Below are 14,792 nucleotides of genomic sequence, written 5' to 3'. Positions count from 1 at the left end.
TGGCACTCGCGACTGGTTTCGGCGGCAGGTCTCCTGGCTCGCAGCTCGGCATTCCGCCCACGGGCGGAACCTCCGCTTCGCGCCGCCTTCCCGGAAACCCAGTGGCGAATGGCGCGAAGACACGCTGCATACAGTTGCGGGGGCAGCCACGGCTGGCTCCAGGCTTTCGGCAAGCCCCGGAACTCCGTATTCCCTCTTCGGCCCTCGATGGCCCCCGCGCGTTATCGCGAAAGGGCCGGGCACCGACGAACGCGCTATTATGCCGCCCAGCCCGGGACAGGGAAAACCCATTCCGTCCGGAAACCGTCGCGGGCCCTTCACAGACGCATTTCAGGAGAACCCGCACCGTGTCATCGGCAGACTCGACGCCGCCCTGGCTGACCCTGGTGGGCATCGGCGAGGACGGTTATCCCGGCCTCGGCAAGCAGGCCCGGCGCGCCCTGCTGCAGGCCAGCCGGATCGTCGGCGCGGCGCGCCAGCTGGACCTGCTGCCGCCGTGCATCGGCGGTGCGCGCGAGACCTGGCCGAGCCCGTTCAGCCTGGAACCGCTGCTGGCCCGGCGCGGCCAGCCGACCTGCGTGCTGGCCAGCGGCGACCCGATGCTGTTCGGCGTCGGCGCCAGCCTGGCCCGGCAGGTACCGGCCAAGGAGCTGCGGGTGCTGCCGGCGCCCTCCTCGCTGTCGCTGGCCGCCGCGCGCCTCGGCTGGGCCCTCCAGGAAGTCGCCTGCGTGTCGCTGGTGGCGCGGCCGCTGGCCGCGCTGCAGGCGCAGGTCCACGATGGCCGGCGCCTGCTGGTCCTCAGCAACGACGGCGACAGCCCCGCCGCCATCGCCCGGCTGTTGAACGCCCGCGGCTTCGGTGCCAGTCGCCTGAGCGTGCTGGAACACCTCGGCGGGCCGCTCGAACGCCGTCTCGACGGCCTCGCCGGCGACTGGTCGCTGCCGCGCGCCGCCGACCTCAACCTGGTGGCGGTGGAATGCCGCGCCGGCGCTGGCGCCGTGCGCCTGCCGCTGACCCCGGGCCTGGCCGACGAGGCCTATCGCCACGACGGCCAGCTGACCAAGCGCGACGTCCGCGCCGTGACCCTGGCGCGCCTGGCGCCCTGTCCCGGCGAACTGCTCTGGGACGTCGGCGCCGGCTGCGGCTCCATCGGCATCGAGTGGATGCGCGCGCATCCCGGCTGCCGGGCGATCGCCGTCGAGGCCAACGAAGAACGCCAGGATCACATCCGCCACAACCGCGACGCCCTCGGCGTGCCGACCCTGCACCTGGTCGCCGGCAGCGCCCCGGAAGCGCTGCTGGAGCTGCCGGCCCCCGACGCCATCTTCATCGGCGGCGGCGTCACCGCCGAGGGCGTCCTGGAAACCTGCTGGGAGCGCCTGCGCCCCGGCGGCCGGCTGCTGGCCAACGCGGTCACCCTGCAGAGCGAACGGGTGCTGCTCGACTGGCAGCAGCGCCTGGGCGGCGAACTGACCCGCATCGGCGTCGCCCACGCGCGTCCCCTGGGCGGTTTCGACACCTGGCGCCAGGCGCTGCCGATCACCCTGCTGGAACTGCGCAAGCCGCTGACCCGGGACGCCCGCCGCGATGCGTGAGGAAACCCCGGAGCAGCCCGCGCCGCTGCGCAGCGGCTACACCACCGGCAGCTGCGCCACCGCCACCAGCCTGGCGGCGGCGCGCCTGCTGCTGGGCGGCACGACCAGCGACGCAGTGCGGATCGTCCTGCCCAAGGGCCAGCAGGTGCCGATGCGCCTGGAGTTCTGCCGCGCCTGGGAGAACGGCGCGGAAGCCGGCACCCTCAAGGATGCCGGCGACGACCCCGACGTCACCCACGGTGCCCTGGTGTTCGCCCGGGTGCGCCTGAGCGCCGCGCCCGGCGTGCGCTTCCACGCCGGTCCCGGGGTCGGTACGGTGACCCGCCCGGGGCTGACCCTGGCGGTGGGCGAGCCGGCGATCAACCCGGTGCCGCGTCAGATGATGGAGCGTCACCTCACCCAGTTGGCCGCCGAACACGGCTACACCGGCGGCTTCGAGGTGACGATCGGCATCGAGGGCGGCGAGGCGCTGGCGCTGAAGACCATGAACCCGCGCCTGGGCATCCTCGGCGGGTTGTCGATCCTCGGTACCAGCGGCATCGTCCGGCCTTTCTCCTGCTCGGCCTACATCGCCTCGATCCACCAGGGCATCGACGTCGCCCGCGCCAATGGCGTGCGCCACATCGCCGCCTGCACCGGCAACGCCAGCGAGGACGCCATGCGTCGCCGCTACGCGCTGCCGGAGATCGCCCTGATCGAGATGGGCGACTTCGCCGGCGCGGTGCTCAAGCACCTGCGCAAGGCGCCGGTGGAAAAGCTCAGCCTGTGCGGCGGCTTCGGCAAGATCAGCAAGCTCGCCGGCGGCCACCTCGACCTGCATAGCCGCCATTCCAGCATCGACCTGCCGCAACTGGCCGGCTGGGCCGCCGCGCTCGGCGCCAGCGCCGCCCTGCAGCAGAGCATGCGCGCCGCCAACACCAGCCAGCAGGCGCTGGCCCAGGCGCACGCCGAGGGCGTGGCCCTGGGCGACGCGGTCTGCGCCCACGCCCTGCGCTTCGCCCGCAGCATCGTGCCGGCCGAGGTGAGGCTGGAAGTCTTCGCCATCGATCGCCAGGGCAACCTGGTCGGCCAGGCCGGCGAGGAGCGGTCGTGAAGCGCCTGCTGCTGCTCGGCGGGATCGGCGAGGCCCTGGCCCTCGCCCGTCGGCTCGGCCCCAGGCACCTCTACAGCCTCGCCGGATTGGGCAAGGTACCCGACGACCTGGCCTGCCCGGTGCGGGTCGGCGGCTACGGTGGTGCCGAAGGATTGGCGGCGTTCATCGACGAAGAGGGTTTCGACCTGCTGGTGGACGCCACCCACCCCTACGCGGCGCGGATCAGCCGGAACGCCGTGCGCGCCGCGCGACTGGCCGGAGTGTCGTGCTGGGCGCTGCGCCGGCCCGGCTGGCAGGCCGGTCCCGGCGACGACTGGCGCGAGGTGGCCGACTGGGACGGACTGGTCGAGGCCCTCGCCCCCTTCTCCCGGCCGCTGTTCACCCTCGGTCGCGAACCGCTGCAGCACCTCGGGCGGATCCCGTCCCACCAGCACTGGACCGTACGCTGCCTGCACGGCCAGCCGGCCGGTCCGCGCGCCGAGGTGATCGGCGCACGCGGCCCGTTCAGCCTGGACGGCGAGCGGGCGCTGTTCGAACGCCTGGGCTGCGACGTGCTGGTGAGCAAGAACAGCGGCAGCCAGGCCACCGAGCCGAAGCTCCAGGTGGCGCGGGAAATGCGCCTGCCGGTGCTGGTCCTGGCGCGTCCGGCGCTGCCGCCGGCGGACCGCGAGTTCGCCGACGGCGAGGCGCTGCTGGCGGCGATCCGCGATTGGGAAAGCGCCTGAAACGAACGCTCATCCGCCCCGAGCTGCCCCGCCCCGTCTCCGGCGCCGCCCACGCCGCGCTGAGATGTTCGTAGAGGAGGGTCGCGCCAACCAGGATCAGCCCTACCCCGCCGACGATCTCCGCACGCGTGTCGGTCACCGCGCCGAGTGCCTGGCCGAGCATCAGGGCCCCGCGGCCCGGCTTCGGCGCAGGAATGTCGTTGGTCTCACCAGTCCGGATGGAGGCGCTGGCCATGGCGGTTGCCAAGAATGTTGACCAGCGCGCCGGCGGCGGGCTGATGGCGGGCTACTCCCCAGGGAAGGTCGGCAACCTGGCAGGCATGAAAATTATGCGATGGAGGATGGACTGCGCCGCCACGCAGGCGGTGGCGAAGAAAAGTCTGCACAGGCGAATTGTTATAGTATAACATTTTTTCCAATCCAGATCGTTCAAGGCTTGACTGGAAAGGGTGCGGATGTTCCCATCCGCCCCGTTCCAGGTGCTCCCTGCCGCCGCGCAGGGAGTGAAACGGGAAGCCGGTGCGTCACTTCGGTGACCAGTCCGGCGCTGCCCCCGCAACGGTAAGCGAGCGAGATCCTCATCAGGCCACTGTGCTCCGGCATGGGAAGGCGAGGATCTCACGACCCTCGCAAGCCCGGAGACCGGCCTGCAACGCCCTGTTGGCACACCCGCGGTGGGCGGGAGCGAGCCGGTTGTTCGAGGCGCTGTCGCGCCTGCGATTTCCCGCGCGTTCCGTCCTGCCCGGTCATGAGATGGAACGCCCATGCCCCGCTTCAGCCGTTTGCGCACCGAGCCTTTCGCCCTCGGCCTGTCCACCAGCCTGCTGCTGGTGCCGCCCGCCCTCGCCGAAACCGAAGAAGCCGCCCTCGCCCTGCCCAGCCAGTGGGTCAGCGCCCGCCAGGATCCCGCCGAAGCCGACCACATCGACCTCGCCACCCCGGTCGACGCCGGTTCGCGCCTGGGCCTCAGCGCCCTGGACACCCCGGCCAGCACCAGCAGCATCAGCGGCGCGGAAGTCCGCGGGCGCAACAACCCCAGCGTCCAGGCCGCCGTCACCCGCAGCCCCGGTATCAGCTTCATCGGCACCCCCGGCGACGGCGGCACCGGCCTCTCGGCGCGCGGCTTCAGCGGCCATGCGTCGGTGATGCAACTGTTCGACGGCACGCGCCTGTACACCGGCATGGGCACGGTGAACTTCCCCAGCGATCCGTGGATGGTCGAGCGCATCGACGTGATCCGCGGCCCGGCCTCGGTGCTGTATGGCGAAGGCGCCACTGGCGCGGTGATCAACGTGGTGCCGAAGAAGCCTTTCGCCGGCGAGATCCGCAACCACCTGCGCCTTGGCTACGGTTCCTACGACAACCGCCAGTTGGCCCTGGACAGCGGCGGCTCGCTGACCGACAGCCTCAGCTACCGGCTCAACCTGAACCAGCAGCAGAGCCACGGCTGGATCGACCGTGGCGACTCGCGCAACCTGGGCATCAGCGCGGCGCTGCGCTGGCAGGCCAGCGACGATCTGGCCTTCACCCTCGCCCACGACTATGGCGACCAGGAGCCGATGAACGACTTCGGCACCCCGCTGGTCGGCGGCAAGTACCACAAGCGCCTGCGCGAGAAGAACTACAACGTGCGCAACGACGTGCAGCGCTACAACGACCAGTGGACCCGCCTGACCACCGACTGGAGCCTTTCCGACAGCGTCAGCGCGAGCAACCAGCTGTACTACATCAAGGCCCGCCGCCACTGGCGCAACGCCGAAACCTACGAATGGGACGTGCCGCGCGAAGAGCTGTTGCGCAAGGACTACCTGCGCATCAGCCACGAGCAGGAGCAGATCGGCGACCGCCAGACCTTCGCCTTCCAGCACGCCCTGTTCGGCCTCGACAGCCGCACCCTGATCGGCGCCGAGTACAACCGCATCCGCTTCCGCCTGACCAACAACGCGCCATATGAGGACGTTGTCGACGGCGGCGAAAGCATCGACCCCTGGCATCCCGCGCCCGGCTACTTCGAAAGCCGCTCGCCCTACCGGCCGCACTCGCGCAGCCAGACCCGCACCTTCGCCCTGTTCGCCGAGAACCGCCTGCAGCTCAACGAGCGCCTGTCGCTGGTGACCGGGGTGCGCCGCGACCAGAACCATATCGAGCGCGCCGACCTGCGCGACGGCAGCCGCAGCGACCGCAGCCTGCAGGGCGGCAACTGGCGCGCCGGGCTGGTCTTCGCGCTGACCCCGGAACTGTCGCTGTACGGCCAGTACTCCACCAGCGAGGACGGCGTGAGCAACCTGATCACCCTCAGCCCGACCCAGCAGCAGATGGACCTGACCCACTCGAAGCAGACCGAGGTCGGCCTCAAGCAGCTGTTCCCGGAAGGTCGCGGCGAATGGACCCTGGCCGCCTACCATATCGTCAAGAAGAAGCTGCTCAGCGCCAGCCCGCTGCCGCCGCACGACGCGCAGCAGGTCGGCCAGCAGAGCTCGGACGGCCTGGAGGCCAGCCTGGAGCTGAACCTGGCCCAGGACTGGCGGCTGTCGGCGAACGCCGCGCTGGTGCGTGCCGAATACGACGACTTCGACGAATCGATCAATGGGCAGACCTACTCGCGCAACGGCAACCGCCCCAGGAACGTGCCACGCCGCACCGCCAACCTCTGGCTGGACAAGTCCTTCGCCGATACCCTGCGCGTCGGCGCCGGGCTGCGCTACGTCGACCGGCGCTACGCCGACGCCGCCAACCAGGCCAGCCTGCCCGGCTACACGGTGGTCGACGCCAACCTGGGCTGGCGGGTACGGCCGGACCTGACCCTCGGCCTCGAGCTGTACAACCTGTTCGACCGCCAGTACGCCCTGGCTGACAACAACAACGGCCAGCAATGGATCATGGGCCAGCCGCGCTCGTTCAACGTCACCGCCGACTTCAGTTTCTGAAGCCGGCGCCGCGGCAATCGTCTCTGCTGAACCACCGGACCTGCGAGTAGCCATGTCGTCCCTTCACCTCGATGCCCTGCACTGGTCACCCGACGCCTCCACCGAGTTGCTGCGCGGCGTGCACCTGGAAGTCCCGGCCGGCAGTTTCGTCGGCCTGATCGGCCCCAACGGCAGCGGCAAGACCAGTGTGCTGCGCTGCGCCTTCCGCTATGCGCGACCGCAGCGCGGCCGGGTGGTGCTCGACGGCGACGACCTCTGGCGCCAGCCACCGCGCTGGGCCGCCCGGCGCATCGCGGTGGTGTTGCAGGAATTCCCCGAGGACTTCGGCCTCGCCGTCGACGACGTGGTCGCCATGGGCCGCACGCCGCACCAGGGCCTGTTCGACGGCCACGGCGCGGACGACCGTCGGCGAGTCGAGCGGGCACTGCTCGCGGTCGGTCTCGAAGGGCGCGCCGCGAGCCCCTTCGCCAGCCTCTCCGGTGGCGAGAAGCAGCGCACCCTGCTGGCCCGCGCGCTGGTCCAGGAGCCGCGCCTGCTGATCCTCGACGAACCGACCAACCACCTCGACCCGCGCTACCAGCTGGAACTCCTGCGCCTGCTGCGCGGCCTCGGCCTGAGTACCCTGGCGAGCTTCCACGATCTCAACCTGGCGGCGGCCTTCTGCGATCGCCTCTACGTGCTCGACGGCGGCTGCATCGTCGCCCAGGGTACGCCGGCCGAGGTACTCGACGCCGACCTGCTGTGGCGGGTGTTCGGCGTCCGCGCCCTGGTCGACCGCCACCCCCTTGCCGACCACCCGCGCCTGACCTGGATTACCCAAGCATGAAGCACGCACTCCTGCGCCACCTGCTGCCGGGCGTCCTGCTCGCCTGCGCCGATGCCGCCCTGGCCGACCACTATCCGCTCAGCGTGCGCAGTTGCGAGCGCGAGGTGACTTTCGAGCGGGCGCCGTCGCGCGCGGTCAGCCACGACATCAACCTCACCGAGATGATGGTCGCCCTCGGCCTGCAGACGCGCATGGTCGGCTATACCGGCATCAGCGGCTGGTGGAAGAATGCCGATCCCGGACTGATCGCCGCGCTCAAGCCGCTGCCCGAGCTGGTGGCGCGCTACCCCACGGCGGAAACCCTGCTCGATGTCGACGCCGACTTCTTCTTCGCCGGCTGGGGCTACGGCATGCGCGTCGGCGGCGACCTCACCCCGGCCAGCCTGGAGCCGCTGGGGGTGAAGGTCTACGAGCTGAGCGAATCCTGCGCGCAGATCGGCGAGCCGCGCCGCGCCAGCCTCGACGAGCTGTTCCGCGACCTGCGCAACCTGGGGCGGATCTTCGACGTCGAACCGCGCGCCGAGCGCCTGATCGCCAGCCTCCAGGCACGCATCGAGCGCGCCCGCGCCGGCATCCCGGCGAACGCCGAGGCGCCGCGGGTATTCCTCTACGACAGCGGCGAGGACCGCCCCTTCACCTCTGGCCGCCTGGGCATGCCGCAGGCGCTGATCGAGGCCGCCGGCGGTCGCAGCGTGACCGACGACGTGGCGGCCAGTTGGACCCAGGTCAACTGGGAAAGCGTGGTCGCCCGCGATCCGCAGGTGATCGTCATCGTCGACTACGGCGAGACCAGCGCCGCGCAGAAGCAGCGCTTCCTCGAAGACAACCCGGCGCTGCGCAGCCTGACCGCGATCCGCGAGCGACGCTTCATCGTCCTGCCCTATAACCAGGCCACGCCGGGCATCGGCAACGCCGCGGCGATCGAGACCCTGGTCGCCGGCTTCCACCCTCGGGCGCCACGTCCATGACCCTGTTCCGCAGCCCGCGCGCCTATTTCCTCTTGCTGGCCGGCCTGGCCCTGCTGCTCGGCCTGTCCTGCGTGGTCGCCCTCGGCTTCGGCCCGGCGCGACTGGACAGCGGCCTGGTCGGCCGCATCGTCCTCCAGCGCCTGTTCGGCGTGGCCGCGGAGCCCGGCGCCTGGAGTGCCGGCCAGGAGCATATCGTCTGGCTGATCCGCGCCCCGCGGGTATTGCTCGGCGCCTGCGTCGGCGCCGGCCTGGCGTTGGTCGGCGCGGCGCTGCAGGCGGTCACGCGCAATCCCCTGGCCGATCCGCACCTGCTCGGCGCCACCTCCGGCGCGACCCTCGGTGCGGTGCTGGTCGTGCTCTACATCGGCGAGGTGATCGGCCTGCTGACCCTGCCGCTGGCGGCCTTCCTCGGCGCCCTCGGCAGCATGCTGCTGGTGCTCGGCGTGGCCAGCCGCGGCGGCCGCCTGGGCCGCGAGCGGCTGTTGCTGGCGGGGGTCGCGGTGTCCTTCGTGCTGCTGGCGCTGGCCAATCTGCTGCTGTTCCTCGGCGACCACCGCGCCGCCTCCTCGGTACTGTTCTGGATGCTCGGCGGCCTCGGCCTGGCGCGCTGGTCGCTGATCTGGCTGCCGGCGCTGTGCGTGGCCGGCGGCCTTCTGCTGCTACTCGGCCTGGGCCGCGCGCTGAACGCGCTGATGGCCGGCGAACAGACCGCCGTGACCCTCGGCCTGGACGCCCGCCGCGTACGCCTGTGGGTCTTCGTCTGCTGCTCGCTGCTGACCGGCGTGCTGGTCTCGGTGAGTGGCGCGATCGGCTTCGTCGGTCTCATGCTGCCGCACGCCGCGCGCCTGCTGGTGGGTGCCGAGCACCGCCGGCTGCTGCCGGTGTGCGCCCTGCTCGGCGCGCTGTTCCTGGTCTGGATGGATGTCGCCGCGCGCACCCTGATCGCCCCCCAGGACCTGCCCATCGGCATCGCCACCGCGGCCATCGGCGGGCTGTTCTTCATTCTCCTGCTGCGGCGCCGCAGCTGATCAGAACAGATCCAGCGGGATCTTCAGGTAACGCACCCCGTTGCCTTCCACCGGCGGCAGGTTGCCGCCGCGCATGTTGACCTGGATCGCCGGCAGCATCAGGGTCGGCATGCCGAGGCTGGCATCGCGCTGCTGGCGCATGGCGACGAACGCCTCCTCGTCGACGCCTTCGCGGACGTGCACGTTGTGCCGGCGCTGCTCGCCGACGCTGGTTTCGCAGCGGTGCTCGTCGCGGCCGGGCGCCGTGTAGTCGTGGCACATGAACAGGCGGGTCGCGTCGGGCAGCGCGAACAGGCGCTGGATCGAGCGATACAACTGGCGCGCGTCGCCGCCGGGGAAGTCGCAGCGGGCGGTGCCGTAGTCGGGCATGAACAGGGTATCGCCGACGAAGGCGCTGTCGCCGACCAGGTAGGTCATGCACGCCGGGGTATGCCCCGGGGTATGCAGCGCGCGGCATTCCAGGGCGCCGATGCGGAACGACTCGCCGTCCTCGAACAGGTGCTCGAACTGGCGGCCGTCCACCGGGAAAGCCTCGCCGAGGTTGAACAGGCCGGAGAATTTCGCCTGCACCTGGGTGATTCGCGCGCCGATGGCCAGGCGCCCTCCCAGCTCGCGCTGCAGGAAGATGGCCGCCGACAGGTGGTCGGCGTGCACGTGGGTCTCCAGCAGCCATTGCACCTGCAGGTCGTGCTGGCGAACGTAGGCGATCAGGCGTTCGGCGCTGGCATGGCTGGTGCGCCCGGCAGCCGGGTCGTAGTCCAGCACCGGGTCGAGGATGGCGCAGGCGCGGCTGGACGGGTCGCGCACCACGTAGCTGTAGGTGGAGGTGGCCGGGTCGAAGAAGGCGGTGATGTCGGGTTTCAACATGGGAGTTCCTTGCGCGGCGTCCTGACGGCGGCCGCGCCATGGCTACGGATCGTCCCACCATAGCCAACCCGGGCCCCGCGTACCAACCCAGAGGTTTGTCAGGAAGCTACCGGATCGGTTCACAGCAGCAGCGCGGCCCAGGCCGAGGCCAGCAGCACCAGCGCCATGCCCTGGTTGAAGCGTTTCATCAGCGACGGCGAGCGCAGCAGCCGCGCGCTGCCGACGCCGAGCAAGGCCCAGCTGGCCAGGCACGGCAGCGAGACCAGGAAGAACAGCAGCGCCAGCAGGCCGATCCGCCCGGCCTGTCCGGCGCCCTCGCCGGCGAACAGCGCCAGCGCGGCCAGGGCCATCATCCAGGCCTTGGGGTTGACCAGTTGCAGCGCCGCGCCGCCGAGCACGCCGAGGCGCCGTGGCGCTTTCGCGTCGTCGATGCCGCCGGCGGCGCGGAACAGACTCCAGGCCAGGTAGCTGAGCCAGGCCACGCCCAGCCAGGCGAGCCCCTGCCGGGCCAATGGGTGGCGCCGCAGCAACTCGCCCGGGCCCAGCCCGAGCAGCAGGATCAGCGCCGCCACCGCCGCGCAGGCACCGATCACGATCGGCCAGGTAGCGGCCAGGCCGTAGCGCTGGCTGTTGCTCAGGACCAGGATATTGGTCGGCCCCGGGGTGATCGAGGCGACGACGGCGAACAGCAGGAAGGGAACGAGGGATTGCATGGGCGGGCTCCATTGAGGGGGAGCCCTCATCCTGGCGGCCCGCCGGCTCTCAGTCTGGAAGCTGGGTGCATTGCCGGCGGTAGGCCGCCGGGGTCATCCCGTAGGCACGGCGGAACCAGCGCCCGAGATGGCTCTGGTCGGCGAAGCCGAGGGCACTGGCGAGGTCCGCCGGTTGCCCGCCGACAGCGAGCATCTGCCGCGCCCTGGCCAGGCGCAGCTGGACCAGGTAGGCGTAGGGCGGCAAGCCGTAGGCGGCCTTGAATGCACGGTTCAGGCGGAAGCGGTCGGTACCGCAGGCGCTGGCCAGCTCGTCCAGGCCGATGTCCTGGTAGAAGTGCGCGTGCAGGTAGTCGCGGGCTTTCTGCGCCACCAGCGGCAGGCGCGGATCGAACGGCTTCGCCTCGCGCCAGCCGAGGTGGACGCGCAGCCGTTCCAGCACCAGTTCCAGGGCGGTCTGCCGCAGCAGCCGCAATTCGCGGCCATGCAGGACGCGGAAAGCCTGGGCGATGGCCAGGGTCAGGCGCGGATCTTCGGTGAGATTGGCGTGGAAGCCGGGATCGCGGTCGCCGGGCGCATCGGCGAAGGTCGCCTGCAGTTCGCGCCGCAGCCAGTCCGGCTGCAGGTACAGCATCGAATAGGTGAAGCCGCCGGCGCTCGGCGCACGACCGTCGTGGATCTCCCCCGGCTCGACCAGGAATACCTGGCCGGCGGTGCTGTCGTGGCGCCGACGGCGACAGTTGAATTGCTGCACGCCGATCTCGGTGTAGCCGATCAGGTAGCTGTCGTGCCAGTGCGGATCGTAGGCATGGCCCTCGAAATGGGCGCGCAGGGTCTCGATCCCGGTCTCGGCGTCGCGGGCCAGGTCGATCCAGTCTCGGCTTCCCATCGTGCGTCGGCATTTTCCCGTGGAACAGTTCATCGTCGCGACTATAACGTGCCTGGACTGGCGTTCTAGAAGATTCGTGCAGCCGGCACTGTCCAGCGCGGACGGCAATTGATCGGCGTTTCTGGACAATCTATCCAGGCCGCCCTGATTAATCCCGCAGGCAGCGCTACCTACACTGTTTTCTCCACTCACCGTAGGAGAAACACCTCATGGCCGACCACTCCATCAAGGGCAAGACCGTCCTCATCACCGGCGGCGCCAAGAACCTGGGTGGGCTGATCGCCCGCGATCTCGCTAGCCACGGCGCGAAGGCTATCGCCATCCATTACAACAGCGCGGCGAGCAAGGCCGATGCCGACGCCACCGTCGCCGCGCTGCAGGCCGCCGGCGCCAAGGCCGTGGCCCTGCAGGGCGACCTCACCAGCGCGGCGGCCATGGAAAGGCTGTTCGCCGACACCATGGCCGCGGTCGGCAAGCCGGACATCGCGATCAATACCGTGGGCAAGGTGCTGAAGAAGCCCTTCACCGAAATCAGCGAAGCCGAGTACGACGAGATGTCCGCGGTCAACGCCAAGTCGGCGTTCTTCTTCCTGCGCGAGGCCGGCAAGCATGTCAACGACAACGGCAAGATCTGCACCCTGGTGACCTCCCTGCTCGGCGCCTATACCCCTTACTACGCCGCCTACGCTGGCACCAAGGCGCCGGTCGAGCACTTCACCCGTGCCGCCTCCAAGGAGTTCGGCGCGCGCGGCATCTCGGTCACCGCGGTCGGCCCGGGACCGATGGACACGCCGTTCTTCTACCCCGCCGAAGGCGCCGACGCGGTGGCCTACCACAAGACCGCCGCGGCGCTGTCGCCGTTCTCCAGGACCGGCCTGACCGATATCGAGGACGTGGTGCCGTTCATCCGCCACCTGGTCAGCGACGGCTGGTGGATCACCGGCCAGACCATCCTCATCAACGGCGGCTACACCACCAAGTGAGCCGCGCAGCGGCCGCCAACGCGGCGGCCGCCGCCTGCCAACGGGAACCCCCATGCACGTGACCCTGGTGATCGCCGGCGGCATCGTCCTGCTCGGCCTGTTCCTGCTGTTCGGCAAGCTCTGGGGTGGCGATCCGGCCAGCCTGGGCCTGGCCGCGACGCTGTTCGTCCCTGTCTGGCTGGGCGTGGCCCTGGTCAACCTGTGGATCGGTGTGCGCCACGCAGGCTACGGCCTGCAGGAAGAATTGCCGATCCTGCTGCTGGTCTTCGCGCTGCCGGCTGCGCTGGCCGGCATGCTGCTCTGGCTGCTGCCGCGCTGAAGCGGCAGCGGCGGCTCAGACGCGGAAACGCCCGACCAGCCGCGCCAGCTCCGAGGACAGTTCGGACAGCCGGCGGCTGGCGCCGGTGCCCTGCTCGGAGTGTTCCGCTGCCTGGGCGGAGAGTTCGCGGACGTCGCTGATGTTGCGCGCGATGTCGTCGATCACCCGGCTTTGCTCCTCGCAGGCCGAGGCGATCTGCGCGGCGAGGTCGTTGATCCGCCCCACCGCCTCGCCGGTGGCGGCCAGCACGCCGTCGACGCCGGCGGCGCGTTCGACGCTGTCGCGCGCCTTCAGGCTGCCCGACTGCATGGCGCGTACCGCGTTGCGCACTCCGGACTGGAGGCGCTCGATGCGCGCCTGGATATCCTTGGTCGAGTCCTGGGTGCGCGCCGCCAGCGCCCGCACCTCATCGGCGACCACGGCGAAACCGCGCCCCTGCTCGCCGGCCCGCGCGGCCTCGATCGCCGCGTTGAGAGCGAGCAGGTTGGTCTGCTCGGCGATGCCCTTGATCACCGTCAGCACCGCGTCGATGCTGGCGGTTTCCTGGGCCAGTTGCTCGATGCTCTCGGAACTGCTCTCCACCTCGCGCGCCAATTGACGAATCGCCTCGATGGTCGCCTCCACCACACCGGCCCCCTGCCGCGCCTGTTCGAGCGCCTCATGGGCCACCTGGGCGGCGCTCTGGGCGTTGCGCGCCACTTCGTGGACCGCCGCGCTCATCTGCGTGGCGGCGGTACTGACCTGGTCCACCGCGCTGTGTTCGCTGCTGATCAGGCGATCGTTGGCGGCGGTCATGCCGGCCAGCGAACCGGCCGAGCCGGCCACCTCGCCGGTGACCCGACCGACCTCGCGGATCAGCGGCTGCAACTTGTCGAGAAAGGCGTTGAAGGCGCTGCCGAGACGCCCGGGCTCGTCGCGCGAGACGACCTCCAGGCGCACCCGCAGGTCGCCATCACCGTTGGCGATTTCCTCCAGGCGCTGCAACAGCCGCTGCAGCGGGCGGGTCACCAGGCCGGGGAACACCAGCACCAGCGACAGGCACACCAGCAGGCCGAACGCCACCAGCGCCATCTGCTGCCAGCGGTGGCGCTCGCCCAGCGCGGCGGCCGCGGCGCCTTCGCCGGTCGCGGCCGTCTCCTCCATCCCGTCGAGCTGATCGATCGCTTCGCGCATGGCGCCGAACTGCCGGTCGCTGTCGCCGTAGCTGAGCTGCGCGGCAGCGGCCGGGTCACTGGCCGCCAGCGCCAGCACCCGCGCCGAGGTCGCGCTCCAGAGGGCATAGCCCCGCTCGAACTCGGCCACCTTGGCCTGGGCCGCCTCGCCCGGCTGCATGGCCGCGTACTGGCGGACCCGGTCCAGCGCCTGCTGCAGGTTCTCCGCATGGTCGCCGCGCAACCCTGCCACCTGCTCGGGGGCCAGGTGGCCGGCGAGCAGGCTGCGCTCGGCGACGAAGGCCTGGTACAGGTCGCGGTCGGCATTCAGCAGCAGGGCGATGCCGGGAAGGAAACGCTTGCCCAGGCGCTGGTTGGACTCATTCAATTGAGCGAGGCCGTGTACGGCGAGCGCACCCACCAGCAACAGCAGAACGGCAAGCAGAAGGATCGGCAGGGCGATCTTTCTGCGAAACGAGAGATCGGCGAACCATTGCGGCATGTCGTCATCCTCGACAGGGCTTCCCAGGCTATCGTTGCCGGCCGGACAAACTTGAGCCGGCCTCTCCTGACGATAGCCCGCCACGGCGCTTCGGCCAGCGGGCATTCGCCCTGGCCAAGGCGTCCGCCGAGGAATGCGCGGCGCCCGGCCTGCTCGCGGGCGAGCGGGTCGATGGCCAGCAGGCCGGCGAGGTCGGCCCGGCGACCCGG

The 14,792-nt window shown here is 70.6% G+C and carries 14 protein-coding genes, 1 pseudogene and 2 riboswitches; of the genes and pseudogenes, 10 read left to right on the top strand and 5 right to left on the bottom strand.

The genetic code is table 11. The features are described from left to right. Positions 1–6: 6 nt before the first annotated feature. A riboswitch (cobalamin riboswitch) is annotated at positions 7–262 on the bottom strand. An 85-nt stretch (positions 263–347) separates the two neighbouring features. From PSPA7_RS10750 to PSPA7_RS10740, 3 genes are read left to right on the top strand one after another with little or no spacing between them, the layout of a single operon-like run. After that, entirely contained in the window at positions 348–1,595 is a 1,248-nt protein-coding gene (locus tag PSPA7_RS10750; RefSeq protein ID WP_012075214.1) for a bifunctional cobalt-precorrin-7 (C(5))-methyltransferase/cobalt-precorrin-6B (C(15))-methyltransferase, read from the top strand. Further along, positions 1,588–2,688, top strand: a complete 1,101-nt coding sequence (locus PSPA7_RS10745; protein ID WP_012075213.1) for a cobalt-precorrin-5B (C(1))-methyltransferase — start codon at positions 1,588–1,590, stop codon at positions 2,686–2,688. The genes PSPA7_RS10750 and PSPA7_RS10745 overlap by 8 nt, the downstream gene beginning before the upstream one ends. After that, positions 2,685–3,413: a cobalt-precorrin-6A reductase gene (locus PSPA7_RS10740; protein ID WP_012075212.1), complete on the top strand. Its 729-nt coding sequence runs from the start codon at positions 2,685–2,687 to the stop codon at positions 3,411–3,413. The genes PSPA7_RS10745 and PSPA7_RS10740 overlap by 4 nt, the downstream gene beginning before the upstream one ends. Before the next feature lie 52 nt (positions 3,414–3,465). Here PSPA7_RS10740 and PSPA7_RS32625 read toward each other — a convergent pair. Then, positions 3,466–3,576, bottom strand: a pseudogene (locus PSPA7_RS32625) (hypothetical protein); the annotation flags it as partial. 70 nt (positions 3,577–3,646) lie between these two features. Between PSPA7_RS32625 and PSPA7_RS32385 the strand changes: the two are divergent. The 5 genes from PSPA7_RS32385 (at position 3,647) to PSPA7_RS10715 (ending at position 9,162) form a co-directional block, all read left to right on the top strand. Next, positions 3,647–3,820, top strand: coding sequence for a hypothetical protein (locus PSPA7_RS32385; protein ID WP_012075211.1), 174 nt, complete (start codon positions 3,647–3,649; stop codon positions 3,818–3,820). A gap of 53 nt (positions 3,821–3,873) precedes the next feature. Continuing rightward, positions 3,874–4,078, top strand: a riboswitch (cobalamin riboswitch). Between the two features lie 99 nt (positions 4,079–4,177). Continuing rightward, on the top strand, positions 4,178–6,340 hold the full coding sequence (locus PSPA7_RS10730; protein ID WP_012075210.1) for a TonB-dependent receptor: 2,163 nt from the start codon (positions 4,178–4,180) through the stop codon (positions 6,338–6,340). A 52-nt stretch (positions 6,341–6,392) separates the two neighbouring features. Further along, positions 6,393–7,166 carry an ABC transporter ATP-binding protein gene (locus tag PSPA7_RS10725; RefSeq protein WP_012075209.1) on the top strand — a complete coding sequence of 258 codons (774 nt, stop codon included), beginning with the start codon at positions 6,393–6,395 and terminating at the stop codon, positions 7,164–7,166. Next, positions 7,163–8,134 carry an ABC transporter substrate-binding protein gene (locus tag PSPA7_RS10720; protein ID WP_012075208.1) on the top strand — a complete coding sequence of 324 codons (972 nt, stop codon included), beginning with the start codon at positions 7,163–7,165 and terminating at the stop codon, positions 8,132–8,134. The genes PSPA7_RS10725 and PSPA7_RS10720 overlap by 4 nt, the downstream gene beginning before the upstream one ends. Next, positions 8,131–9,162 carry a FecCD family ABC transporter permease gene (locus PSPA7_RS10715; protein ID WP_012075207.1) on the top strand — a complete coding sequence of 344 codons (1,032 nt, stop codon included), beginning with the start codon at positions 8,131–8,133 and terminating at the stop codon, positions 9,160–9,162. The genes PSPA7_RS10720 and PSPA7_RS10715 overlap by 4 nt, the downstream gene beginning before the upstream one ends. On the opposite strand, the gene PSPA7_RS10710 is transcribed toward PSPA7_RS10715, so the two are convergent. The 3 genes from PSPA7_RS10710 to PSPA7_RS10700 all read right to left on the bottom strand — a co-directional run bounded on the left by PSPA7_RS10710 (position 9,163) and on the right by PSPA7_RS10700 (position 11,628). Next, the gene (locus PSPA7_RS10710; protein ID WP_012075206.1) at positions 9,163–10,029 is read right to left on the bottom strand and encodes an MBL fold metallo-hydrolase; all 867 of its coding nucleotides are present in this window, start codon (positions 10,027–10,029) and stop codon (positions 9,163–9,165) included. Between the two features lie 119 nt (positions 10,030–10,148). Further along, the gene (locus PSPA7_RS10705; RefSeq protein ID WP_012075205.1) at positions 10,149–10,742 is read right to left on the bottom strand and encodes a LysE family translocator; all 594 of its coding nucleotides are present in this window, start codon (positions 10,740–10,742) and stop codon (positions 10,149–10,151) included. 49 nt (positions 10,743–10,791) lie between these two features. Then, positions 10,792–11,628: an AraC family transcriptional regulator gene (locus PSPA7_RS10700; RefSeq protein ID WP_012075204.1), complete on the bottom strand. Its 837-nt coding sequence runs from the start codon at positions 11,626–11,628 to the stop codon at positions 10,792–10,794. Positions 11,629–11,837: 209 nt separating this feature from the next. Between PSPA7_RS10700 and PSPA7_RS10695 the strand changes: the two genes are divergently transcribed. Continuing rightward, positions 11,838–12,611, top strand: coding sequence for an SDR family oxidoreductase (locus tag PSPA7_RS10695; protein WP_012075203.1), 774 nt, complete (start codon positions 11,838–11,840; stop codon positions 12,609–12,611). Between the two features lie 52 nt (positions 12,612–12,663). Next, complete coding sequence (locus PSPA7_RS10690; protein WP_003157742.1) at positions 12,664–12,930, top strand: hypothetical protein; 267 nt, start codon at positions 12,664–12,666, stop codon at positions 12,928–12,930. A gap of 15 nt (positions 12,931–12,945) precedes the next feature. On the opposite strand, the gene PSPA7_RS10685 is transcribed toward PSPA7_RS10690, so the two are convergent. Beyond that, a complete protein-coding gene (locus tag PSPA7_RS10685) occupies positions 12,946–14,583 on the bottom strand; it encodes a methyl-accepting chemotaxis protein (protein WP_012075202.1) in 1,638 nt (545 codons plus the stop codon). Positions 14,584–14,792: the final 209 nt, after the last annotated feature.

Source organism: Pseudomonas paraeruginosa PA7, assembly GCF_000017205.1.
In the GTDB taxonomy this organism is placed as follows: domain Bacteria; phylum Pseudomonadota; class Gammaproteobacteria; order Pseudomonadales; family Pseudomonadaceae; genus Pseudomonas; species Pseudomonas paraeruginosa.
This window is presented reverse-complemented; position numbering and strand designations above follow the sequence as displayed.